This is a genomic window from Saccharothrix sp. NRRL B-16314, assembly GCF_000716595.1.
Taxonomy (GTDB): domain Bacteria; phylum Actinomycetota; class Actinomycetes; order Mycobacteriales; family Pseudonocardiaceae; genus Actinosynnema.
This window is the reverse complement of the sequence record NZ_JNXC01000018.1, coordinates 93,670-116,062: the sequence shown is the minus strand read 5'-3', so window position 1 is coordinate 116,062 and position 22,393 is coordinate 93,670. Positions and strand designations below refer to the sequence as shown.

The following is a 22,393-nucleotide window of genomic DNA, read 5'->3' as shown; positions in this document are numbered from 1 at the left end:
TACCTTCGGAACCCGCGTGTCCTACGTTCAGGACCCCCGAGTTCAACGCTCAGAACGGCCGCCATGTCGCGAGCGTTGAACTCAGGGGTTCCGAACGTAGGACTCACGGGTTCCGAACGTAGGACTCACGGGGCTTGAACGTAGGACTCACGCGGAGGGTTAGGCGGCGAGGGCTGGGGTCTGGGCGAGGGTGGGGAGGCCCAGGGCACGGGCGTAGAGGGACTCGAAGGTCTCGAGGGTGGTGTCGATGGCGTGGGAGGCGATCAGGTCGCTGCTCGCGGCACCCATGCGGGCGGTGACCGACGGGTCCGCGGTGACGGCGTGCAGGCGGTCGGCCAGGCCCCGCACGTCACCGGGCGTGAACAGCCAGCCGTTGCGGCCCGGCTTGCACAGGTGCGGCAACGCCATCGCGTCGGCGACGACCACCGGCTTGCCCGCGGCCATGGCCTCCATCGTGGCCAGGCTCTGGAGCTCGGCGATGCCCGGCATGCAGAACACGTCGGCGCCGGCGTAGGCGTCCAGCAACTCGGACTCGCTCACGAAGCCGCGGAACCGGACGCGGTCGGCGATGCCCAGGTCACGCGCCAGCAGCTCCCACTCCCCCCGGCACGAGCCGTCGCCGACGATCTCCGCGTGCAGCCGCGGCACCAGCGCCAACGCCCGCAGCAGCTCGTCCACCCGCTTCTCCTCGTCCAACCGCCCCACGAACAGCACGGTCGGCGCGTCGGTGTGCCGCACGGGCGTCCGCGACCGGTACCGGTCGATGTCGATGCCGCACGACACCGGCACGGCCCGCGACGGGAAACCGTTGTCGTGCAACAGCTGCACGGCACGCGGAGTGGGCGCGGTCACGACGTCGGCCAGCCCGAACACCCGCCCCAGGTCACGCCACGCCCACCGCGACGCCATGCCCTGCAGCCACGCCGGCACGTGCGCGTGGCCGAACAGGTTCTCCGGCATGAAGTGGTTGGTCGCCACCGTCGGGATCCCCAGCGACGCCGCCTGCCGCAGCACGTACCGCCCGACCACGAAGTGCGCCTGCACGTGCACCAGGTCCGGTCGCAGCTGATCAAGCAGCGCACCGACGTCCTTGCGCACCTCCCACGGCAGCCCGATGCGGAACGAGCGGTGGAACGGCGTGCGGTGCGAGCGCAGCCGGTGCACGGTGATGCCGTCGACGGGCTCCGTCCGGGCCGGGCCGTCCGGCGACACGCAGATCACGTGCACGTCGTGGCCGCGACCCGCGAGCCCGGTGGCGAGGCTGTGGGCGAACCGGGCCGCGCCGTTGACGTCCGGGGGGAACGTCTCCGCGGCGATGACGATCCGCATGGCGCGTCCGTTGGTCACTGTCGTCTCCGATCTGGTGGGAACTGCGGGAAGGTTTCGGGTGCGGGCCAGCGCGACGACACCGCCGACGGCGACCGCGGCGCAGACGAGTTCGGCGGCACCCACGAGCAAGCTGGTACGGGTCGCCTCGCCGAGCAGCCCCGCGCCGATGCCGACGGCGACGAGCGGGTCCACCACGGTGAGGCACGCGACCGCGACGTGCGGCGGTCCGCTGGCGTAGGCGTGCTGGATGAACCAGCCGCCGACGAGGAGTGCGGCGACGATGCCCGCCGCCGAGAACGCGGTCGTCCACGCCAGGCCGCCCTGCTGGACGTCCTGGGACACCGACCGCATGAGCACGGAGACGAAGCCGTAGGCGACGCCGCCCGCCGCGCCGAAGCCGAGGGCGCGCACCGCCGGCCGGGTAGACAACACACCGACCAGGCCGGGCACGGCGATCAGCCCGAGCGCCACCAGGGCGGCCTTCAACTCGGCTTCCGGCACGACCGCCGTTGACGTGGCGCTACCGGCGGCCAGCAGCACGAACGCCCCGACGCCGAACGTGGTCCACGCGACCGCCGGCAGCTCACGCCGCCGCCCGTCCAGCACGGCGGTGATGCCGATCGCGACCACCCCGACGGGCTGGACCACGCTCAACGGCGCCATCCCCAACGCCGCCGCGTGCACACCGGCGCCGACGACGAGCAGCACCAGGCCCAGCAGCCACCGCGGCCGGCCCAGCAGCTCCCGGACCTTCAACGCGCCGTCGCTCGCCCGCACGGCCTCGTGCTGCAAGCGTGCGGCGAACGCGAAGAACACGGCGCCGAGGACCGCGAGAAGGACGGCGAACCACGTCATGACGCCACCCCACGGCGGAGGACCGCGGAGGCGAGCGCGAACAGCAGGCAGTACAGGAGAGCGAACAGAATCCGCTCGAAAAGCCCCAGCACGACCGCGCCGTTGCCCGGGTAGACCACCGCCGCGTGACTCACCATGAATGCCAGTGAAGTGATCCCGGCGGCGACCGAGAACCGGCGCACCGTGGTACTCGTGATGAACGTCCGGGAAATCAGCCACCCCGCCAAAGGCAGGCTCGCGAACATCACCGCCCCCGCGTACCGGTGCACCGCGCCGGAGAACGACGTCGGCGTGCCGGTCGGGTCGGTGGGGAACACGGTGGCCACGGCCAGCCCCGCCGCCCACAGCCCCATCAGCACCGCGACCGGCCCCCGCCTGGGCAGACCGGACCGGACGAGGACGACGAGCAGACCGACCGAGGCGGCGGCCAGGGACAGCGCGGTGACGGCCAGCAGCCCGCTGCCGTTGTCGACGAAGATGTAGTCGCTGATCGTGTGGCTGATCGGACTAAGTTCGCCGACCGACGCCACGTGCAGGTAAACAATCGGGAACAGCGACAGGACAAGGCCCACAACAGCCAGCGGCAACACCGCCGTCCGACTTTTCCCCCGGATCTCCACCACGAGGAAAATCCTGGTGCGGAATGGCGTCCGAAGATATCCGGAACACCCCCGAGCCGACCCTGAAGCCACCCCGAGAACCCTGGTAGGGCTGACCCCACCATGGAGGTGGGGTCGGCCACGCCCTAGGCTTCCCCGTCGTGAGCCCGCACCAGCACCCTGCCGTCGAAGTGTCGGGGCTGGTCAAGCGCTACGGCTCCACCGTCGCGGTGAACGGGCTCGACCTCACCCTGGAAACCGGCACGGTCCTCGCGCTCCTCGGCCCGAACGGCGCCGGGAAGACGACCACCGTCGAAGTCTGCGAGGGATTCCGGACCGCCGACGGCGGCGAGGTCCGCGTCCTCGGACTCGACCCCAAGCGCGACGGCGACAAGCTGCGCCCCCGGATCGGCGTCATGCCGCAGGGCGGCGGCGGCTACCCCGGCGTGCGGGCGGACGAGATGCTGCGGCTCGTCGCCGCCTGCGCCGCCAACCCCCTCGACCCCGCGTGGCTGATCGACGTGCTCGGTCTGTCGTCGTCGGTGCGCACCCCGTACAAGCGGCTCTCCGGCGGGCAGCAGCAACGCCTGTCGCTGGCCTGCGCCCTCGTCGGACGACCCGAGCTGGTGTTCCTCGACGAACCCACCGCCGGCATGGACCCGCAGGCACGCCGCCTGGTGTGGGAACTGGTGTCGGCGCTGCGCTCGGACGGCGTCACCGTGCTCCTCACCACGCACCTGATGGACGAGGCCGAAGCCCTCGCTGACCACGTCGTCATCGTGGACGCCGGCCGGGTCGTCGCCCAGGGCAGCCCCGCCGAGCTCACCGAACACCACGCCGACGACCGGCAACTCCGCTTCCGCGCCCGCCCCGGCCTGGAACTGACGCTGCTGCGCGACGCCCTGCCGGAAGGCCTGGAAGTCCGCGAAGCCGGCCGCGGCAACTACCTCGTCCAGGGTCACATCGACCCGCAGGTCCTCTCCACCGTCACCTCGTGGTGCGCCCAGCAGGGCGTGCTGGCCGAGGAGCTGACGGTGGCGAGGCGCAGCCTGGAGGACGTGTTCCTCGAGCTGACCGGCAGGGAGCTGCGCTCGTGACCGACTCACCCGGCACCTTCGCACCGGGCACGTTCACGCCCGCCCCCGGCCGGGGCAGGCTCGGCCGGATGCTGCTCGCGCAGGCCCGCACCGAGACCGTGCTCACGCTCCGCAACGGCGAGCAGATCCTGCTGACCGTGCTCATCCCGGTGGCGCTGCTGCTGGCGATGGGCCTCCTGGACGTCATCCCGGTGCCCGAACCGCGCGTCGGCTCGGCCACCGCGCGCATCCTCGCGCTCGCCGTCATCTCGTCCGCGTTCACCGGGCAAGCGATTGCGCTGGGCTTCGACCGGCGTTACGGCGTGCTGAAACGGCTCGCCGCGACCGCGTTGCCGCGCTGGCTCCTCGTCGCCGGACGGGTCGCCGCCGCCCTCTCGGTGGTCGCCGTGCAGGTCACGATCATCGCCGTCGTCGCCCTGCTGATGGGCTGGCGACTACCGTCCGCGACCGGCGTGCTGTGGGCGGTCGTGCTGATCGTCCTCGGCACGTTGTCGTTCGGGGCGCTGGGCGTGCTGCTCGGCGGTGCGCTGCGGGCGGAGATCGTGCTCGCACTGGCGAACATCGTGTGGTTCGGGCTGCTGCTCGTCGGCGGCCTGTCGCTCGGCGTGGACAGCCTGCCGACGTGGCTGGCGACGGTCGTGGACGCCCTGCCGTCGGCCGCGCTGGCGCAGGCGCTGCACGACGCGGTGGTCGACGGCGCCGCACCGGGCCTCGGCCACGTCACCGTGCTGGTGGCCTGGGGCGTGGCGGCCGGCGCGCTCGCCACGAGGACGACGAAGCTCGGCTGACACCCCGGCGGGCCGGTCTCAGCCGGCGGTACCTACCATCGGTCCGTGTCCGCCCCATCCTGGCTCACCACCTTCCTGAGCACGTTCCAGCGCACGTTCGCCATCGCCGTGGTGATCGCCCAAGGCGGCATCGCGGTCACCGGGTCGATCGTGCGGGTGACCGGGTCGGGCCTCGGCTGCCCCACCTGGCCGCAGTGCTTCGAAGGCAGCCTCGTGCCGGTCGAACACCCCGAGGTCGCGTCGCTGCACCAGTGGGTCGAGTTCGGCAACCGCACCCTGACCGGCGTGGTCGGCGTCATCGCCGGCCTGTGCGTGCTGGCCGCGTGGTTCCACCGGCCGCGGCGCAAGCGGGTGCTCACGCTGGCGTTGGTGCAGTTCGGCGGGGTCGTGCTCCAGGCCGTGATCGGCGGCATCACCGTGCTGACCGGCCTGCTGTGGTGGACGGTCAGCGTGCACTTCCTGGTGTCGATGGGGCTGGTCTGGTTCGCGGTGCTGCTGGTCGCGGCGCTCGGCGAGGGCGACGAACCCGCCCGGCCGCTCGTGCCGAAGGCGCTGGTCGCGCTCCAGGCCGTGCAGGCCGCCACGCTCGGGCTGCTCCTGCTGGCGGGCACTTTCGTCACGGCCGCCGGGCCGCACGCCGGTGACGCCGCCACCCCGCGCCTCGACCTCCCGGTTGACACGCTGTCCCAGGTGCACGCCGACCTGCTGTTCCTGTTCCTCGGCATGCTCATCGCGCTGGGGTTCGCGTTGCGGAGCCACCCGGTGCCCCGGCGGCCGTACTACGCGCTCGTCGCCACGGTGCTCGCGCAGGGTTCGTTGGGCATGGTGCAGTACTGGACCGGGGTGCCGGAGGTGCTGGTCTCACTGCACGTGCTGGGTGCCGGCGCGGTGGTCGTCGCTACGGCGGCGTTGTGGGTTTCGACCCGTGACCGGACTCACCGCGAGGACGAGGGCCTGCGCTCCCAGACGGCCGGCAGTTCGGTCGCCAGCCAGGTGTAGAGGTCGTCCACCGTCCGCAGCCGCATGGCGCGTTCGGGGTCACCGCTCATCAGCCGCATCCCGGACTCGGTCAGCTCCCGCACGCTCACCAGCGCGTCCAGCTTGCGCTGGATCAGGTCGACCCACCGCTTCTCGTCGATCCGGTACTGCGCCGCCTGCCGTCCGCGCCGGGTGCGTTTCGTCACCAGGCCGGCGTTGACCAGGAACTTCAGGTTCGTGCTGATCGAGCCGCTGCTGGCTTCGAGTTCCTGCGACAGCTCGGCCGCGGTGCGTTCCGTCGGCTGGCATACCAGCAGGTAGCCGAGGATGCGGCCACCGATCAGCGGGATGCCTTCTTCGGCGAAGTGCGCCGCGAACCGCTCGATCCACGCCGACAGCCGCGTTTCCCGTCCGACGCTCATCCGACCCCCTGGGCTCTCCGGTCGACACTTCGGTCGACACTGAAGCCATAGTAGGTCGGATGCTGATCATCGCGCAAAGGCCACGCCGTCCCGAGCGTTGAATTCGGGGGTCCTGAACGTAGGACACGGGGGTTCCGAAGGTACGACTCGCGCGTTCTGAACGTAGGACTCTCGGGTTAGAGGCGGCGGAGGCCTGCCAGGACGCGCTCCATGAGGCCCAGGTCCGGCAGTTCGCCGTCGGTGGTGGCGGTGCGGTGGACCTCGATCAGGCCGCGCTCGGCCATGTCGCCCAGGAGCACCTTGGCCACGCCGAGCGGGAGGCGCAGCAGCGCGGCGATCTCGGCCACCGACCGCGGCCGGGCGACCAGCGCGATCACCTCGTTGTACTCGGCCTTCATCCCTCCCGGGTACTCCCAGTCCACCGCCGAGACCAGCGTCTCGATCTCCAACTGGTACGACGACGTGGTGCGGCCACCGGTCCACGAGTAGGCGCGGACGATCGAGGCCGCCTCCTCCCGCGGGTACTCGAAGTCGTCCTCGTCGTCGAACACCGGTCGGTGCGGCTTGGTGTCGCTGGTAGCGGGTTGCTCGGTCGGCTTCGGCTTCGGCGGCGGCTTGCGACGCCGGGCGGAGTCGAGGCTGAACCCGTTGAGCAGAGCCGCGAACGTCTCGTCCGACGCGGGCTCGTCGTTCCGGTCCATGACCACCTCACGCAGACGGGCGGGCCATCATCCGCTTCGCGCCGTGGAGCTGGGCGCGCAGCTCGGGGGTGAGGAGCTGGCCCACCTGGTCCACCACCACGGTCATCTCGTAGGCGACCTGGCCGACGTCGGCGTCCGGCGCGGCCAGCACGGCCAGGCACGACCCGTCCCGGATGGACATCAGCAGCATGATCCCGTACTGCATCTCGATCACCGAGCGCAGCACGCCACCGCCGTCGAAGCACCTCGCCGCCGACTCGGTCAGGCTGGCCACCCCCGCGGCGATCGCGGCCAGCTGATCGGCCCGGTCGTCCGGCAGACCGCTCGAAGCGGTCAGCAGCAGACCGTCCACCGAGATCACCACCGCGTGGGCCACCCCGGGCACGCGATCGGCGAAGTTGCCCACCAGCCAGCCGAACTGGTCGACCTGTCGCGACTTCTGCGTGCTCATCCGTTCTCCTGCCCAGCTCGATTTTCACCGGATCCCCGCACACCTTGCCGGATTCCGGTCTGGTAGCTGGCGAGAAACCCGCGTGTCGCCTGCGGATCCCTCCGAACGGGTGCGACCGCGTCGGGCGCGTTCGGCCGTTCGGCCACCAGATTGGTCCGCGGCTGCCGTTTCGGCAGTTCCGCCGGATTGTCGTTCACCGGCTTCTCGTGCACCGGCTTGTCGTGCACCGACTTGTCGTTCACGGGCGCCTCCCCGCGCGCGTGGATGTCCCCGGCGCGGTGCCGCGCCGGTTCCGCCGGCCCGGCGGGCCCCGAGGCGCCGCCGAACCAGGTCGAGGCCGTTCGCCGCGGCGGGGGCGCCGCTGCGGCCGGTGGTGCGTCGACGGTCCGACCGCGGAACGGCGCCCACCCGTCCTGGGCCAGCGGCACTGCCGGCGGTAGGGCCGGCTGCTGCGACTGGACCTGCGACTGGGACGTCGACTGCGGCAGGGCCGCGCGCGGGCTCGTGCCGTGCGGCAGAGCGGGCTGCGGGCCGGTCTGGTGGTGAGGCGTGCGCCCGTTGGCGTTCGCCAGGCCGTTGGAGTTGGCGAGGACGACCCCGGAGTCGGCGAGCGCGCCGGACTTCGAGAGGCCCGAGGAGTTCGAGAGGGCCGCCTGGATCGGGGACTGCGCCTGCACGGGCACCGGTCGGGCCGACGACGGGCCGGTCGCGCGCACCAGTTCGGCGGGCAGCGCCACGACCGCGCGCAGACCGTCGCCCTGCTCCCGCAGCATCACCTCGATGCCGTGCCGACCGCCGAGCCGGCCCACCACGTACAGGCCGAGCTGGCGGGACACCGGCAGCTCACCGGAGTCCTCCGACGCGGCCAGCGCGATCCGGCGGTTCGCCTGCGCCAGGTCCTCTTCCGACATGCCGACGCCCTGGTCGACCACGTCGACCAGCACGCCGCCGCCGGGTCGCGGCCGTCCGCCGACGACGACCTGGGTGCGCGGCGGTGAGAACGTGGTCGCGTTGTCCAGCAGTTCGGCGACCAGCCGGACCAGGTCACCGGCGGCGTAGCCGACGACCTCGACCGACGGGGTGGTCTGCACGACGACCCGCTGGTACTGCTCGATCTCGGACGCGGCGGCGCGCAGCACGTCGCCCAGCGGCACCGGGCGGGTGAACCGGCGGGCCACGTCGCTGCCCGACAGCACCATCAGGTTCTCGTTGTTGCGGCGCATCCGGGTGGCGAGGTTGTCCAGCTTGAACAGGTTCGCCAGCTGCTCGGGGTTCTCCTCCTGCCGCTCCAGCTCCTCCATGAGCTTGAGCTGCCGCTCCACCAGGCCCTGGCTGCGGCGGGACAGGTTGATGAACGCGTTGCGCATGCCGGTGCGCAGGTCGGCCTGTTCGGCCGCGGAGCTGACCGCCTGCCGGTGCACCGCGTCGAACGCGCGCGCCAGCTGGCCCAGTTCCTCCCTGGTGTCCACCGGCACGGGCTCGACCGTGATGTCGTGCGCGACGTTCTCCCGCAGCTGCGCCACCAGCGTGGGCAACCGGTGTTCCGCGACGTCCAGCGCGGCCGTGCGCAGCGTGCGCAGGGAGCGGAGGAGGTAGCTGCCGATGACGTAACCGACGGCGGCGGCGGCGAACAGCGATGCCAGCAGGATCACCGACGCCGCGCCCGCCCGGTCGCTCGTGGCGTCCTGCAACCGGGACGCGGAGGCGGCGAGCTGGTCCTCGAGGGACCGCAGCACCACGCTGACCTGCTTGAGGGTGCTTTCCGCGCCGACGTCCCAACCCTCGGGGTTGATCATCGTGTCGACCGCGCCGGGGTTGGTGCGGACCTGTTGGTACAGGCTGTTGCGGAGGTCGACCTCCTGGCCCGCGACGGTGCTGCGGTAGTCCGCCTGCTGCTGCGGCGTGGCGACGGCGGTGAAGTCGGCCAGCTTGTCGTGCTGGCGGGTGTAGGACTGCTCCAGCATCGTGATCTCGGTGTCGAGCAGCCAGCCCCGGCTGATGCCGGCGTGCACGGTGGCGTGCTGCCACGAGATCTGCTCGCTCGCCATGGCGAGGTTGTGCAGCGCGGTCGCGGTGCCGGACAGCGCCGGGTCGCCGAAGTCGCCGACCATCGCCAGGTCGAAGTCGAGCAATGCTCGCAGTACCACGGTGTAGCCGCCGATACCGCCTTCGAGGTCGACACTGCCGGACAGCACGCGTTCGCGCAGCTGCGGCAGTCCGTCGAGCTGGACGATGACGTCGCGGAACCGGGCGTTCGCGACCTCGCCGAGCGACGTGGTGCGCTCCATCAGGTTCCGCACGCCGGCGGCGGCGTTGTCGGTGGCCCGCACCAGGTCCGGGAACTCCTGGACGTTGGCCCCCGCGCCTTCCGGGCGTCGCGCCGACTGGGCGCGTTCCGCCTGGACACTGGCGATCAGCGGGTCGAGGCCACCGCGCAGCGTCACGATGCGCTGCATGGAGGCGTAGTTGTCGGCGCTCCTGACGTAGCCGTGGATCTGCACCACACCCGCGCCGACCGCGACGAGGACGGGCACCGCCAGCACGGCGGCCAGCTTCACCGGCAGTCGCCAGTTGCGCCAGTCCGCGACGGCGCTCCACCACTGCCTGCGCGCGTTGTTGTCGCCAGTCACCAGACAAGCCCCGGGGAGTCCGTAGTTGTTTCGAGCAGAACGACGCCGACGCTTGGTGACGACGAACGTGGATGTTGCTGCGCGATAGTAGGTGGTCAACAAGCGTCCGACAACGACCTTGCGGTCGGTTCTCATCCGATCGGCGCAGCGTGACGGCCGAGAAGCCCCGGGGGTTCCAAACGAGACGTACAGCCCGTCTGCGACGCCCGGCGGTGACACGATCGAGGCCGTCTTGTCGTTGACTGACGGCCTAACGCGGTTACGCTGAGCGCTCGCTGCCGGTCCGCGCATCCGCCTGCGTGGCGAGTCGAATCCCCGTGGAGGATTGATGACGAAGGCGATCCTGCCTCCGCCGGATTCGCGACCCGCCAGAGGTGGTCGCGGCTTCGCCACCTTCGACGACCCGGGATCGTCGCTGCTGGTCGACGAATACGGGGCGCCGGACTTCGTCGCACTCCAGGACAGCGCCGACTTCCGCGAGCTGCGCCGGCGGATCACGGTCTTCGTGGTACCCGCCACGTGCGGGTTCCTGCTCTGGTACTTGGGTTATGTCGCGCTGTCGGCGTACGCGCCCGACCTCATGGGCACGCCGGTGATCGGCGTCATCAACCTCGGTCTGCTGTTCGGGATTCTGCAGTTCGTCAGCACGATCACACTGACCCTCACTTACGCCCGTTACGCGCGGCGCAGGCTCGACCCGCAGGTCGACGCGGTCCGCTCGCTCACCGCGGAGGACGAAGCCTGATGGGCGGCAACACCGCGATCAACCTGGGCGTCTTCAGCGTCTTCGTGTTGATCACGCTCTACGTCGTGTACCGGGCGGGCACCCGCAACGCCACCGCGTCCGACTACTACGCCGCGGGCAGCAGCTTCACCGGCCCGCAGAACGGCATCGCGCTCTCGGGGGACTTCCTGTCCGCCGCGTCGTTCCTCGGCATCTCCGGCAGCATCGCGGTCAACGGGTACGACGGCTTCCTCTACTCCATCGGCTGGGTCGTGTCCTGGCTGCTCGGCCTGATGATCATCTCGGAGAGGTTGCGCAACACCGGCCGGTTCACCCTCGGCGACGTGCTGGCGTTCCGGATGCGGCAACGCCCGGTGCGCGCGGCGGCGGCGAACGTGACCCTGGTGATCTCCCTGTTCTACATGATCGCGCAGATGGCGGGCGCGGGCGCGTTGATGGCTCTGCTGCTGGACGTGCACAGCAAGGTCGGCCAGGCGATCATCATCGCCGTGGTGGGCATCGTCATGGTGCTCTACGTGCTGGTGGGCGGCATGAAGGGCACCACGTGGGTGCAGATCATCAAGGCCGTGCTGCTGATCATGTGCGTGACCTTGATGACGGTCTTCCTGCTGGGCAAGTTCGGGTTCAGCCTGTCCGCGATCCTGGAGACGGCGTCGCGGAACACGCCGCTCGGGCCGGAGGTGCTGGAGCCGGGCGTGCGGTACGGCAGCACGCCGACCAACAAGCTGGACTTCATCTCGCTGGCGCTGGCCCTGGTGCTCGGCACCGCCTCGCTGCCGCACGTGCTGATGCGGTTCTACACCGTGCCGAACGCCCGTGAGGCGCGGCGTTCGGTGGTGTGGGCGACGTGGATGATGGCCACCTTCTACCTGTGCACGCTGGTGATCGGCTTCGGCGCGCTGGCGTTGGTGGGCAGCAAGGACATCGCTTCGGCGCCCGGCGGCGAGAACTCGGCCGCGCCGCTGCTGGCGTACGAGATCGGCGGCGCGGTGCTGCTGGGCGTGGTGAGCGCGGTGGCGTTCGCGACGATCCTGGCGGTGGTGGCGGGTCTGACGTTGACCGCGTCGGCCTCGTTCGCGCACGACGTGTACGCGAACATGATCAAGCAAGGTCAGGCGGACCCGCGGTCGGAGGTCCGGGTCGCCCGGTTGACGGCGGTCGTCGTCGGTCTGCTGGCGATCGTGGGCGGTATCGCGGCCAACGGGCAGAACGTGGCGTTCCTGGTGGCGCTGGCGTTCGCGCTGGCCGCGTCGGCGAACCTGTCGACGATCATCTACTCGATGTTCTGGAAGCGGTTCAACACGATCGGGACGCTGTGGGCGGTGTACGGCGGGCTCGGGTCGTGCATCTTCCTGCTCGCCTTCTCCCCCGCCGTGTCGGGTGGCAAGTCGTCCATCTTCCCGGACCTGGACTTCGCGTGGTTCCCGCTGAGCAACCCGGGTCTGGTGTCGATCCCGTTCTCGTTCCTGTGCGGGTACCTCGGCACGGTGCTGAGCAAGGAGACGTCGGACCCGGTGAAGCAGGCCGAGATGGAGGTCCGGTCGCTGACCGGCATCGGCTCGGGGCTGAAGTAAGGCGCTGAGGTCGGGCACTGAGCTCGGGCAGCGAGGCCGGGCGCTGACGTCTGGCGCTGACGTCTGGCGCTGACGTCTGGTGCTGAAGATCGGGTGCTGAGGGTCGGGTGCCGAGGCCGGGCGCTGACGTCTGATGCTGAAGATCGGGCGCCGAGGTCTGGCGCCCGATGTCAGCGGCGGGCGAGGGCGGCGCGGACGGCGGAGGCGAACCGGAGCGGCGCGGTGGCGTCGGTCTGGCGGAAGCCCAGGGAGGGCTCGACCAGTTCGAGTTCCAGCAGCAGCGGCGAGCCGTCGGCGCCGGGGATCAGGTCGACCCGCGCGTACAGGAAATCGTTGCGGCGCAGCCCGGTCAGGGTCGCGGCGGCGTCCATGACGTCCTCGGCGACGCGGCGCTGCGCTGGCGACGGAGCCGCGCCGGACAGCCGTTCCACCACGTACAGCCCGGATTCGTCGAACTCCGCGTCGGCCGTGAGCATGGCGCCCTTGGTGAACGCGTGCGAGTACTGGCCGCCGAGGAACACCATCGCCGTCTCGCCGACCTCGTCCACGTTCGCCTGGTACGGCTGCACCAGCGCGGGCACGTCCAGGGTGGCGAGGTGCGCGGCGGCGGCTTCGTGGTCGCCGGCCGGGACGCGCAGCGCGCCGACCGACCCGGCGCCGACGGTCGGCTTCACCACGAACTCGCCGTCCGGCCAGGCGGTGAAGCCCGGCTTCGCCACGGCCGTCGGCACCACCGGCACGCCCGCGTCCGCGAGTTCGACCAGGTACGTCTTGTCGATGTTCCACCGGACCACCGGCGCCGGGTTCGCCAGCTTGGGCTCGCTGTCGCACCACGCCAGGAACTCCGGCAGCCGTTCCGGGTAGTCCCAGGTGGAGCGCAGCACGACCAGGTCGGCCTCGACCGGCGTGCCCCATTCCGCCCACGACGCCTGCACGCCGACGTCGGCCAGGGCCTCCACCAGCGCGTCGTCGTCGCCGTCCCCGGCGGGCAGCGCCGCGCAGGTGGCGAAGAGGACCTTCATCGACCCGCCATGCGACGGCGGTGCGCCGGTCCGATCTTCACCGCGTCCGTGGTCTCGCGGTCCCACTCGTGCCGGTCCAGGTCCGCCACCGCCTCGACCACGGCCTCGGCCGACGCCACGTCCGGGAGCACGACGTCTCCCATGGCTCCGTCCGCACCGACCAGCACGACCCGCGCGCTCGTCCGCCCGACGTTCTGCACGACGGCGCGCGCGGGCTTGCCGTGCGCGGCCACGAACTCGGAAGCCGTCTTCACGGCGCGACCGATCTTCTTGTCCTCTGCCACGTCGGCCAGACTAGAACCTGTCGGTAACTTCCGCGCACGTGACCGCACTCACGACGTCTGCCTCACCGCGCCGCCCACGCCGATTCGTACGCGTCGACCAGCCACTTGTCGGCCCGCGCGTGATCCGGCTGTTCGGGCAGGTCGGAACCGGTGGTCAGCTCCTCCAACCGCGCCTCCAGCCCTTCCGCCGCGTCCATCGCCTCCTGCTGCGTGTGCCGTCCCTGCCGCAGGTCGCGGATCCACGTGAGCCACGGCTCGGGCATCGGCAACGTGATCCGGCCGGTTTCCAGCAGCTCGACGCCCTGCACACCCAGCCGCACCATGTGCGACGCGTACTTCGAGTCGAAACCGTGCCGCGCCACCAGTGCGGGCCGGTTGACCCGGCGCGCGACGGTGCCGTCCACCATGCGCCGGCGCTGGCTGTGCAGGTATCCGATGAACCGACGTCCGGCCTGGCGGGACACGATCATGTCCGGGTTGTCGCGCAACTCACGTCCCAGCGGCGTGATCGACACGATTTCGTGCTCGGGCGCGAACAGGAGCAGCAACACCGTCGGGTTGCCCTGCAGCGCGAGGCGCAGCCACTTGCGCAGCGAGTACACGACCAGGTCGAGGTCACCGGGACCGGACGGCGTGTTCAGCACTCCCGTGCGCTCCTCGGCGCTGCGGTAGATGTACTGCTCGAAGCGGCGCAGCCCGATGACGTACTCGGGCGGCTCGACGCACACGCCCATCTCGTCGCGGTCGTCGGTGCCCTCGATGGCGGTGCCGTGCACGCCCGAACCCACCTGGGTGCGCAGGATCGTGCCGTTCCGGGCGATCTCGGCGAATTCCGGGCTGTTGTGCCGCATCGCGTTCTCCTTCCGCCGAGGCAGAACCTAGAGCGTCAACAGGCAACGCCCAACAGGATTTGCGCCATCGCCCGATCGGCGCGGGTACGGGGTAGCTTCCGTGGTCGTGACGGGAAACGCAGCCATCAGCCACCTGGTCGAAGAGTTCCTGAGCTGGCACTTCGACCACAACCCGGGCAACGCCGCGATGCTCGGCTCACTCGCGCACGACCACACGCTCGGTGATTTCTCGGCTACCGCTCTCACCGAGTACGAACGCGGCGCGGACGCCTGGCTCGACCGCTTCACCGTGATCGAGACCGACGACCTCCAGGGTTCGGTCGACCGGGACCTGGTCGTCGCCGTGCTCCGCGGCACGCGGGCGAAGGCCACGTGGCCGGTGTGGCGGCGCGACCCCTCCCTCTACACCGGCGCGGTGCTGTACCCGTTGTTCAGCGCGTTCCTCAACCGGCTGCGGCCGGAGCCGGAACTGGTCGCGACGGTGGTGAAGCGGCTGGCCGAGGTGCCGGGCGTGCTGGCCGCGTGCCGGGCGAACCTCGACCCGGGCCTGGCCTCGGCGAAGATCGTGCGGCGGGCCGCCGACCAGGCCAGGACGGGGCGGGCGTTCCTCACCGCGACGCTGCCCGCCGAGGTGTCCGACCCGGCGTTGCGCGCGGAGGTCGCCGAGGCCGCGGAACCGGCCGCGCGGGCGTTCGACGAGCTGGCGGCGTTCCTGGACGAGTTCGCCGGGCGGGCCGCGGGTGACTGGCGGATGGGCGAGGAGCTGTACTCGACGCTGTTGCAGGACCAGGAAGTCCTGGGCTACGGCGCGGCGGAGCTGCACGAGCGGGGACGGGCCGCCTACGCCGAGCTGGACGCGGAGATGCGCGAGCTGGCCGGGTCGGACGACTGGCACTCGGTGATGGCGTCGTTCCAGGACGACCACCCGCCGACGCCGGAGGCGATGCGCGCCGAGTACGAGGCGGAGACGCAGCGGGCGCGGGCGTTCCTGGTGGAGCACGGGCTGGTGACGTTCGCGGACGGCGAGGAGTGCCGGGTGGTGCCGTCGCCGACGTTCCAGCGGCCGATCCTGTCGGTGGCGTCGTACATGTCGCCGCCGCCGCTGACGGACCAGCGGACGGGTCACTTCTTCGTGCCGTTCCCGCCGGACGGGTTCACCGCCGAGCAGACCGCCCAGCGCCTGCGCACCAACTCACGCGCCCAGCTGGCCACCATCGCGGTGCACGAGGCGTACCCCGGCCACCACTGGCACCTGTCGTGGCTGGCCGCGCGGGACCGGCCGGTGCGCAAGGTGTTCCGCACCCCTTACTTCTCCGAGGGCTGGGCGCTGTACGCGGAGAAGCTGTTGCGGGAGCACGGCTACTTCACCGCCAAGGTCGTCGGCGACGCCGCCAAGGCCCGCGCGCAGGAGTTGGCGCACGTCGAGGCCCGGTTGTTCCGGGCGGCGCGGATGATCGTGGACACCGCGCTGCACTGCGGCGACATGGGCGTCGAGGAGGCCGAGGAGTTCATGGCGACCAAGGCGTCGCTGACCCCCGGCACGGCGGCCGGCGAGGTCAGCCGGTACTGCGCGTGGCCGACGCAGGCGCCGTCGTACCTGACCGGCGCGCTGGAGATCGAGCGCATCCGGTCCGAGTACACGGGATCGCTGCGCGAGTTCCACGACACCATCGCCGGTTCGGGCGCGCTGCCGCTCGGCCTCGCCCGGCGGGTCGTTCTCGGCAGCTGAGACGCGTCGCCGGCGGATGGCCGCACTGAGGAACAGGCGGGCGGGCGGCACGGTTGGCCGTACTGAGGTACGGACATCGCAACAGGAGGAACGACACATGCCGAAGGCAGTGGTGGTGCGCGCGACCGGTGGGCCGGACGCGCTGGAGTTCACCGACGTCGAGGCGAAGTCGCCCGGCGCCGGCGACCTGCTGGTGGACGTGGCCGCGGCCGGGGTGAACTTCATCGACTGCTACCACCGCGAGGGCCGCTACCCGCTGCCGCTGCCGTTCGGGCTGGGCCTGGAGGGCTCCGGCCGGGTGAGCGCGGTCGGCGCGGACGTGACCGGGTTCGCCGTGGGCGACCGGGTGGCTTGGTCGCAGTCCCTCGGCAGCTACGCGGAACAGGCGGTGGTGCGCGCCGGGGACGCGGTGCCGGTGCCGGACGGCGTGGACGACGACACGGCCGCCGCGTTGCTGCTGCAAGGGCTCACCGCGCACTACCTCGTGGCGTCCACGTACCCGGTGCAGCAGGGCGACACGGTGCTCGTGCACGCCGCCGCCGGTGGCGTGGGGCTGCTGCTGGTGCAGCTGGCGAAGGCGCGGGGCGCGCGGGTGATCGGCACGGTGTCCACGGAGGCCAAGGAGGCGCTGGCCCGCGAGGCGGGCGCGGACGAGGTGATCCGGTACGACCTGACCGACTTCGCGCCCGAGGTGCGGCGGCTGACCGACGGCGTCGGCGTCGCGGCCGTGTACGACGGCGTGGGCGCGACGACGTTCGACGGGAGCCTGGCCAGCCTGAAGCCGCGCGGTGTGCTCGCGCTGTTCGGCGCGTCGAGCGGTGCGGTGCCGCCGGTGGACCCGCAGCGGCTCAACCAGGCGGGGTCGGTGTACCTGACCCGGCCGTCCCTGGGCGCGCACGTGGCCACCCGCGACGAGTTGGAGTGGCGGGCGGGTGAGCTGTTCGCGGCCATCGCGGCCGGGTCGCTGACCGTGCGGATCGGCGGGCGCTACGCCCTGGCCGAGGCACGGCGTGCGCACGAGGACCTGGAAGGCCGTCGCACGACCGGCAAGCTGCTGCTCGTACCGTGAACGCGCGGGAGGGCGGACCCGTGGTGGGTCCGCCCTCCCGGTGGAACGGTCCGGCTCAGCCCTCGACCTTGACCGCGTCCACCACGAAGATCAGCGTCTCACCGGGCTGGATGGAGCCGCTGCCCTGCGGGTAGCCCTTGTCGGACGGCACGACGAGCAGCCGGCGGCCACCCTCCTTCAGCCCGATCAGACCCTCGTTCCAGCCCTTGATGACCTGGGCCTGGCCGACGTTCTCGACGGTGTAGGGCTCGCCGCGGTCCCAGGACGCCTCACGGGTCTTCTGGTCGCGGAACGTCGCCAGCACGTAGTGGATCGCGGCGCTGGAGCCCTGCTTGATCTCCGGGCCGGTGCCCTCGGTGATGTCCTCGACGACCAGGCCGTCCTGCGGCTTGCAGCCGGTCGGGACGGTGATCGTCGGCTTGGCACCCGCCGCGCCGCTCACCTGGTACTGCGTCACCTGGCACGGCGGACCGCTCGGCTCCGGCAGGTCTGCCTCGGCGGTCTCCTCCGCCTCCGGCTGGGCGGCGGTCGCGGACGGGGTGTTGGTGAGGGTGGACGGCCGGTCGCTGGCGGTGCACGCGGTCAGGGCCAGACCGGCGGACAACAGGGACACGAGAGCGAGGGCCGTGCGGCCGACAGTACGCATGGTTGCCGAGCTTAGGGTCCGTCCCCGAACGCCCCGCCGCAGACCCCACCGGCAGGCCCAACGCGATCACCGTCCGCTGTCGTCGGGCGTCGAATTGTTCGGTGAATCTGCCACTAATTGCGGCTTCCGCCGTTGCGTACCCGCGAGTACAGTAACTCCGCGCACTTGATCGGACACTTGGCGCATTCGTCCGTTCGAGTGCCCACCAGGGAGGTGACGCTGTGTCCGCGGAGCCGAAGGGCGTCCGCACCACCTTGCTGCAGGAATTGTTCTGGACCCGGACCGGTCTGCTCCTACTGATCCTCGTCGTCACTTCCGGCAGTTGTCTCGCTATTTCCAGCACAATCGACCCGGGCGCCTTGCGCACGTTCCTCACGTCGGTCGGCACCGGCACGCTGATCTCCGCCGTCGTCGGGTTCGGGCAGACGCTGATCACCAGTTCGGCCACGCAACGGGCGCTGATCACCCCGGTCGTCGAGGAGAGCCGCAAGGCCCTGCGCGACCTCACCGCCGAGTACCGGGCGCTCGACCGCGAGTTCTTCCCCAGCCACGTGTTCGAGCCGACCGCCAAGCCCGACCCGGCGTTCAACCAGGTCATGATGCAGGACCTGGAACGCACCCGGCTCTACGTGTTCCGCGGCTTCGCGGGCCGCTACGCCGCCTGCCGGCTGCTGCTGTCCCACACGGAATGCGAGCTCAAAGCCGTCCTGGCCGATCCCCGGGACGGTGACGCGATCAGCGGGCGTGCGCGCTACCTGCTGCGCAACGAAGGCGCGGACGGCGACTACGACTCGATCGTGGCGAGGCTGCGCGAGCAGGTCTACGTCGGCCTGGTCGGCCTGTTCCTGGCCCGCGGCCGGTGCTCGCGGATCGACCTGACGATCGTGTCCGACCCGCCGCTGGACCGGCTGGAGCTGTTCGACGACAGCGTGTGGCTCACCCTCTACAGCAACACCAACGCGGGCGTCGTCCGCCTTTACCCGCGCACGGTGCGGTTCACCGAGGGCTCGTTCGTCTACGGGATGGAACGCGCGGAGTTCCTGCGGATCAGCAATTCCAAGGCAGGGCTCCACATCGTCATCACACCGGGAACCAGTCGGGCGGACTTCCTCGCCCTGTTCGAGAAGATCACCGGAACCGCGCTCACCGAGGACGGGTTCCGGGCGCTCGAAGAGAAGTTCCACCTGTTCCGCAAAGAATTCTCCGCCTTCGCTCAGTTGGGGAGCTGATAAGTCGTGCTGACCGAGTTGACCGGGTTCTCCGCCCTCGCGGAGCTCGCCAGGATCGTCACCGTGGCCGACCCCCCTGTCGTCGACCACTGGGAGCACGTCGAGAGACGGTTCCGGGAGTGGGCGGGCCGACCCGGCCTGCGGGAGAGGCTGCGCGGGCACCTGCGCGCCCTCTCACCGCAGGACGAGATGCGCGTGGCGGCCAGGTCGCGCGAGACGACCACGCACTTCGCGTGGTGCCTGCGCGACGAGCCGGCCGAGCCGTTCACGTTCTGGCTGCACGAGTACAAGCCGCAACGCGACTGGCGTCCCGGCTACGCCGACTCGATCCACAACCACCGGTACCACTTCTGCACCATCATCCTGTCCGGCTCCTACCTGCACGAACGCTTCACCGCGGACGTGGCGGACGACGGTCGGGCGATCCTGTCCACCACCCTGCTGCGCAGCGCCGAGGCCGAGGCGGGCGCTTCGGGGACCATGCTGGCGCACGAGTTCCACCGCATCCCGAAGGCGGCGGACGACACCATGACGTTCCTGGTGAAATCGCGCGCGGTCCGCCCGTGGAGCCTGAGCTACGACCCCGACACCCGGACCAGCCACCGGCACGTGCCGGTGGAGGCCCGGTTGGAGGTCCTGACGAACAGCCTGTAACCAGCGCCGAGGACCGCCGCGCGCCCTTACCATCGGCCCACCCGGAACGGGAGGGTCCAATGAGCACTGTCACCAGTGGCGTCACGGCGCGGGCGATCTCCGAGGTGGAGCACGAGGTGTGGCGGCTGTGCCGCGACCTCGCCGCGAAACTGCAGTTCCACGGCTGGCACCACGTCAGCTTCGTGCGGGACAAGGCCGTCCACTTCGCCCGGCGGAACGGTTCGGACGTCCCGCTGGTCGAGGTGGCCGCACTGGTCCACGACGTCAACTACATGGTCCGGCGCAACTCACTGCCGGTGGACGGCCGGTGGTTGAGGCTGGACATCCTGACCCGCGCGGGCGTGCCCGACTGCGCCGCGGCCCGGGTCGACGAGGTGGTCGAGGAGGCCGAGATGCGCACCCGCCACCGCGACATCTCGCTGGAGGCGCAGGCCCTGTCCGACGCGGACACCCTGTTCAAGGCGCTGCCGGTGACGCCGGTGGTGCTCGCGCCCAAGTACCTCGAAGAGAACGGGATCACGCTCAAGGAGCTGGCGCACAAGATCGTCGGCGAGCAGCGGGACAAGCACGACGAGGGGTACTACTTCTACGACCCGGAGGCGGCGGCCACCTACTCGCGGTGGGCCACGGCGAACCTGGAGCTGTGGTCGTGCATCGTGGAGTCGCTGGACGACCCGACGGTGAACGAGCTGCTGTCGGCGATGCCCTAGGGCTTGTTCCAGACGACCACGTCGAACTTGAGGGCGGCCCGGTCGGACTCGACCACGGCCAACCTCGCCCACCGGCCCTCGGAGGTCTTCACGCAGAAGGACTCGCCGGGGTCGACGTCGCTCTGGGACGCCTCCGCGATGCGACCGGTGCCGGACACGCACTCCTGGTAGCTCGGCGTGCCGGGCAGCAGGAGGAAGTGGTCGGCCCTGATCCCGAGGATCTTGTCGTACCGGAAGTCGACCTTCTCGGAGATGTCGTCGGTGACCCCGCCGTTCTCGCCGGTGGAGTCGAGGTCGATCGCGAAGTCGGCGCTGATCGTGACCGGCCCGGAGCGGTGCACGGACGGCTCCCCGCCGGCCGGCCGGGCCACGCCCGACGTGGTGGTGGTGGTGGCGGCGACGGCCTTGGTCGTCGTCGTCGGGTCGGTGGCAGGTTCGGTGGTGGACCCGGTGGTGGGTCCGGCGGTCGTCGTGGACGGGTCCGCACCGGGTTCGGCGCTGCCCGCGGCGGGCCGCAGTTCGAGCCCGCCGAGCACGCCGGCCGTGGCCGCCCCGACCACCGTGATCAGGACCGGCAGGACGAAGTGCCGGGTCACGTGCCGCTGAGGGCGGCGGCCCCAGCGGTAGAGGAGACCGATGCCCAGCACGGTGACCACACCGGCCGCGAGCAGCGACAACGGCACGAGGTTCCGGATGCCGCTGACGACCGAGAGGAGCAGGGCGACCACGCTCGCGGCGCCGCCGAAGACCTGCCAGCGGTCCACCGTCGCCTTGTCGAACGAACGACCTCCGGGCGCCGGCCCATCCCCCTGCTCGGACATGGGGATCATGCTAGCCGGCGGCGAAATCCCGTCAGAAGGGCCAGCCGAGGACCGGGAGGCCGACCACGGCGTCCACGGCGAGGCCGCAGAACACGAGCATCAGGTACAGGTTCGACAGGTGGAAGAACTTCATCGTGTTCGTCGACCCGCCGCGCCGCACGACCCCGTGCAGCCGGTGCGCGAACACCGCGAACCACACGCCCGACACCGCCGCCACGGCGACGTAGATCCACGACGTGACGGGTGCCAGCAGCAGCGTGCACACGACCGTGATCCACGAGTAGATGACGATCTGACGCGTGACCTGCTGCGCCGTCGCCACCACCGGCAGCATCGGCACGCCCGCCCGCGCGTAGTCCTCCTTGAACTTCATCGCGAGCGCCCACGTGTGCGGCGGCGTCCAGAAGAAGATCACGCCGAACATCACCAGCGCGGGCCACGCCACCGTGCCGGTCACCGACGACCAGCCGATGACCACCGGCATGCAGCCGGCCATGCCGCCCCAGATGACGTTCTGCGAGGTGCGGCGCTTGAGCACCAGCGTGTAGACGAAGATGTAGAAGAGGATCGTGGCCACCGCGAACACGGCCGACACGAGGTTCGTCGTCAGCCACAGGAACCCGAACGACACGATGCCGAGCACGATGCCGAAGATCAGCGCGTTGCGCGGCGGGATGGAGTCCTTGGCCAGCGGCCGGGCGCTGGTGCGCTTCATCACCGAGTCGATGTCGGCGTCGATGTAGCAGTTCAGCGCGTTCGCCGAGCCGGCCGCCAGGGTGCCGCCGGTCAGCGTGCACGCGATCAGCCACAGCGGCGGCAGGCCGCGGGCGGCCAGCAGCATCGCCGGGATAGTGGTGATCAGCAGCAGTTCGATCACCCTGGGTTTGGTCAGCGCCACGTACGCGCCGACGACCTGCCGGGGCGACCGCGCCGGAGCCTCGGTGACGGCACTCATCGCGTCGCTCCTCGTCAGGTCAGGGATGTGCGCAGATCGTAACCGCGCGTTCCCCGGGCAGCCCGTTCGGGTACTCCCTGAACGCACCAACCCTGCCTGTGCGTACACCCACAGAGCGTGAGTAGTACGAGTGTCCGCTCGTCAGACTAGGCTGGCCGCGGACCTTGGGAGCTGCGGATCGGGCCTGACGGGATCGATTAAGTTGACCGCCGGCCGTCACAACCGCCGCCTAGTGAGTTTGGAGCTGGAAGTCA

22 protein-coding genes are annotated in these 22,393 nt (G+C 70.8%); 10 read left to right on the top strand and 12 right to left on the bottom strand.

The genetic code is table 11. The features are described 5' to 3' along the window. Positions 1-159 precede the first annotated feature (159 nt). Positions 160-2,184: a glycosyltransferase gene (locus tag OQ02_RS23865; RefSeq protein WP_033440773.1), complete on the bottom strand. Its 2,025-nt coding sequence runs from the start codon at positions 2,182-2,184 to the stop codon at positions 160-162. Continuing rightward, positions 2,181-2,807, bottom strand: a complete 627-nt coding sequence (locus OQ02_RS23860) for a DUF998 domain-containing protein (RefSeq protein WP_033440772.1) — start codon at positions 2,805-2,807, stop codon at positions 2,181-2,183. Before OQ02_RS23860 ends, OQ02_RS23865 begins: the two co-directional genes overlap by 4 nt. 137 nt (positions 2,808-2,944) lie before the next feature. Here OQ02_RS23860 and OQ02_RS23855 point away from each other — a divergent pair, with 137 nt between their 5' ends. The 3 genes from OQ02_RS23855 to OQ02_RS23845 all read left to right on the top strand — a co-directional run bounded on the left by OQ02_RS23855 (position 2,945) and on the right by OQ02_RS23845 (position 5,667). Next, complete coding sequence (locus OQ02_RS23855) at positions 2,945-3,880, top strand: ABC transporter ATP-binding protein (protein ID WP_033440771.1); 936 nt, start codon at positions 2,945-2,947, stop codon at positions 3,878-3,880. Positions 3,881-3,948: 68 nt separating this feature from the next. After that, positions 3,949-4,668, top strand: coding sequence for an ABC transporter permease (locus OQ02_RS23850; protein ID WP_081915892.1), 720 nt, complete (start codon positions 3,949-3,951; stop codon positions 4,666-4,668). Between the two features lie 45 nt (positions 4,669-4,713). Beyond that, a complete protein-coding gene (locus OQ02_RS23845) occupies positions 4,714-5,667 on the top strand; it encodes a COX15/CtaA family protein (RefSeq protein ID WP_033440769.1) in 954 nt (317 codons plus the stop codon). Here OQ02_RS23845 and OQ02_RS23840 read toward each other — a convergent pair. The 4 genes from OQ02_RS23840 to OQ02_RS23825 form a co-directional block, all read right to left on the bottom strand. Beyond that, positions 5,604-6,068 carry a GbsR/MarR family transcriptional regulator gene (locus OQ02_RS23840; protein ID WP_033440768.1) on the bottom strand — a complete coding sequence of 155 codons (465 nt, stop codon included), beginning with the start codon at positions 6,066-6,068 and terminating at the stop codon, positions 5,604-5,606. The genes OQ02_RS23845 and OQ02_RS23840 overlap by 64 nt on opposite strands. A gap of 176 nt (positions 6,069-6,244) precedes the next feature. Beyond that, a complete protein-coding gene (locus OQ02_RS23835) occupies positions 6,245-6,769 on the bottom strand; it encodes a DUF742 domain-containing protein (protein WP_033440813.1) in 525 nt (174 codons plus the stop codon). A 7-nt stretch (positions 6,770-6,776) separates the two neighbouring features. Continuing rightward, a complete protein-coding gene (locus OQ02_RS23830) occupies positions 6,777-7,220 on the bottom strand; it encodes a roadblock/LC7 domain-containing protein (RefSeq protein WP_033440767.1) in 444 nt (147 codons plus the stop codon). Further along, the gene (locus OQ02_RS23825; protein ID WP_033440766.1) at positions 7,217-9,850 is read right to left on the bottom strand and encodes a sensor histidine kinase; all 2,634 of its coding nucleotides are present in this window, start codon (positions 9,848-9,850) and stop codon (positions 7,217-7,219) included. Before OQ02_RS23825 ends, OQ02_RS23830 begins: the two co-directional genes overlap by 4 nt. 328 nt (positions 9,851-10,178) lie before the next feature. On the opposite strand from OQ02_RS23825, the gene OQ02_RS23820 reads away from it, so the two are divergent. Continuing rightward, complete coding sequence (locus OQ02_RS23820) at positions 10,179-10,595, top strand: DUF485 domain-containing protein (protein WP_033440765.1); 417 nt, start codon at positions 10,179-10,181, stop codon at positions 10,593-10,595. Beyond that, a complete protein-coding gene (locus tag OQ02_RS23815) occupies positions 10,595-12,169 on the top strand; it encodes a solute symporter family protein (RefSeq protein ID WP_033440764.1) in 1,575 nt (524 codons plus the stop codon). Before OQ02_RS23820 ends, OQ02_RS23815 begins: the two co-directional genes overlap by 1 nt. A gap of 170 nt (positions 12,170-12,339) precedes the next feature. Here the strand turns inward: OQ02_RS23815 and OQ02_RS23810 are convergent, their stop codons facing one another. The 3 genes from OQ02_RS23810 to OQ02_RS23800 all read right to left on the bottom strand — a co-directional run bounded on the left by OQ02_RS23810 (position 12,340) and on the right by OQ02_RS23800 (position 14,326). Beyond that, complete coding sequence (locus tag OQ02_RS23810) at positions 12,340-13,191, bottom strand: ATP-grasp domain-containing protein (RefSeq protein WP_033440763.1); 852 nt, start codon at positions 13,189-13,191, stop codon at positions 12,340-12,342. Next, positions 13,188-13,475 carry a hypothetical protein gene (locus OQ02_RS23805; RefSeq protein WP_033440762.1) on the bottom strand — a complete coding sequence of 96 codons (288 nt, stop codon included), beginning with the start codon at positions 13,473-13,475 and terminating at the stop codon, positions 13,188-13,190. Before OQ02_RS23805 ends, OQ02_RS23810 begins: the two co-directional genes overlap by 4 nt. 62 nt (positions 13,476-13,537) lie before the next feature. Continuing rightward, positions 13,538-14,326, bottom strand: coding sequence for a nucleotidyltransferase domain-containing protein (locus OQ02_RS23800; protein ID WP_033440761.1), 789 nt, complete (start codon positions 14,324-14,326; stop codon positions 13,538-13,540). Positions 14,327-14,432: 106 nt separating this feature from the next. Between OQ02_RS23800 and OQ02_RS23795 the strand changes: the two genes are divergently transcribed. Together OQ02_RS23795 and OQ02_RS23790 are read left to right on the top strand one after the other, a co-directional pair. Next, positions 14,433-16,055, top strand: a complete 1,623-nt coding sequence (locus OQ02_RS23795; protein ID WP_231500186.1) for a DUF885 domain-containing protein — start codon at positions 14,433-14,435, stop codon at positions 16,053-16,055. Positions 16,056-16,152: 97 nt separating this feature from the next. Beyond that, positions 16,153-17,124 carry a quinone oxidoreductase family protein gene (locus OQ02_RS23790; protein WP_033440759.1) on the top strand — a complete coding sequence of 324 codons (972 nt, stop codon included), beginning with the start codon at positions 16,153-16,155 and terminating at the stop codon, positions 17,122-17,124. Between the two features lie 55 nt (positions 17,125-17,179). Here OQ02_RS23790 and OQ02_RS23785 read toward each other — a convergent pair whose 3' ends face one another. Next, a complete protein-coding gene (locus OQ02_RS23785) occupies positions 17,180-17,770 on the bottom strand; it encodes an FKBP-type peptidyl-prolyl cis-trans isomerase (RefSeq protein ID WP_033440758.1) in 591 nt (196 codons plus the stop codon). A gap of 221 nt (positions 17,771-17,991) precedes the next feature. On the opposite strand from OQ02_RS23785, the gene OQ02_RS23780 reads away from it, so the two are divergent. Genes OQ02_RS23780 through OQ02_RS23770 form a run of 3 tightly spaced genes read left to right on the top strand, consistent with a single transcriptional unit; the run spans position 17,992 to position 20,363 of the window. After that, positions 17,992-18,999, top strand: coding sequence for a hypothetical protein (locus OQ02_RS23780; protein WP_033440757.1), 1,008 nt, complete (start codon positions 17,992-17,994; stop codon positions 18,997-18,999). A 6-nt stretch (positions 19,000-19,005) separates the two neighbouring features. Then, entirely contained in the window at positions 19,006-19,653 is a 648-nt protein-coding gene (locus OQ02_RS23775) for a hypothetical protein (RefSeq protein ID WP_081915887.1), read from the top strand. A 59-nt stretch (positions 19,654-19,712) separates the two neighbouring features. Next, positions 19,713-20,363: an HD family phosphohydrolase gene (locus OQ02_RS23770; RefSeq protein ID WP_033440756.1), complete on the top strand. Its 651-nt coding sequence runs from the start codon at positions 19,713-19,715 to the stop codon at positions 20,361-20,363. Here the strand turns inward: OQ02_RS23770 and OQ02_RS23765 are convergent. Together OQ02_RS23765 and OQ02_RS23760 are read right to left on the bottom strand one after the other, a co-directional pair. Next, on the bottom strand, positions 20,360-21,184 hold the full coding sequence (locus OQ02_RS23765) for a hypothetical protein (RefSeq protein WP_033440755.1): 825 nt from the start codon (positions 21,182-21,184) through the stop codon (positions 20,360-20,362). The genes OQ02_RS23770 and OQ02_RS23765 overlap by 4 nt on opposite strands. A gap of 31 nt (positions 21,185-21,215) precedes the next feature. After that, on the bottom strand, positions 21,216-22,139 hold the full coding sequence (locus OQ02_RS23760) for a heme o synthase (RefSeq protein WP_051772715.1): 924 nt from the start codon (positions 22,137-22,139) through the stop codon (positions 21,216-21,218). Between the last annotated feature and the right edge of the window lie 254 nt (positions 22,140-22,393).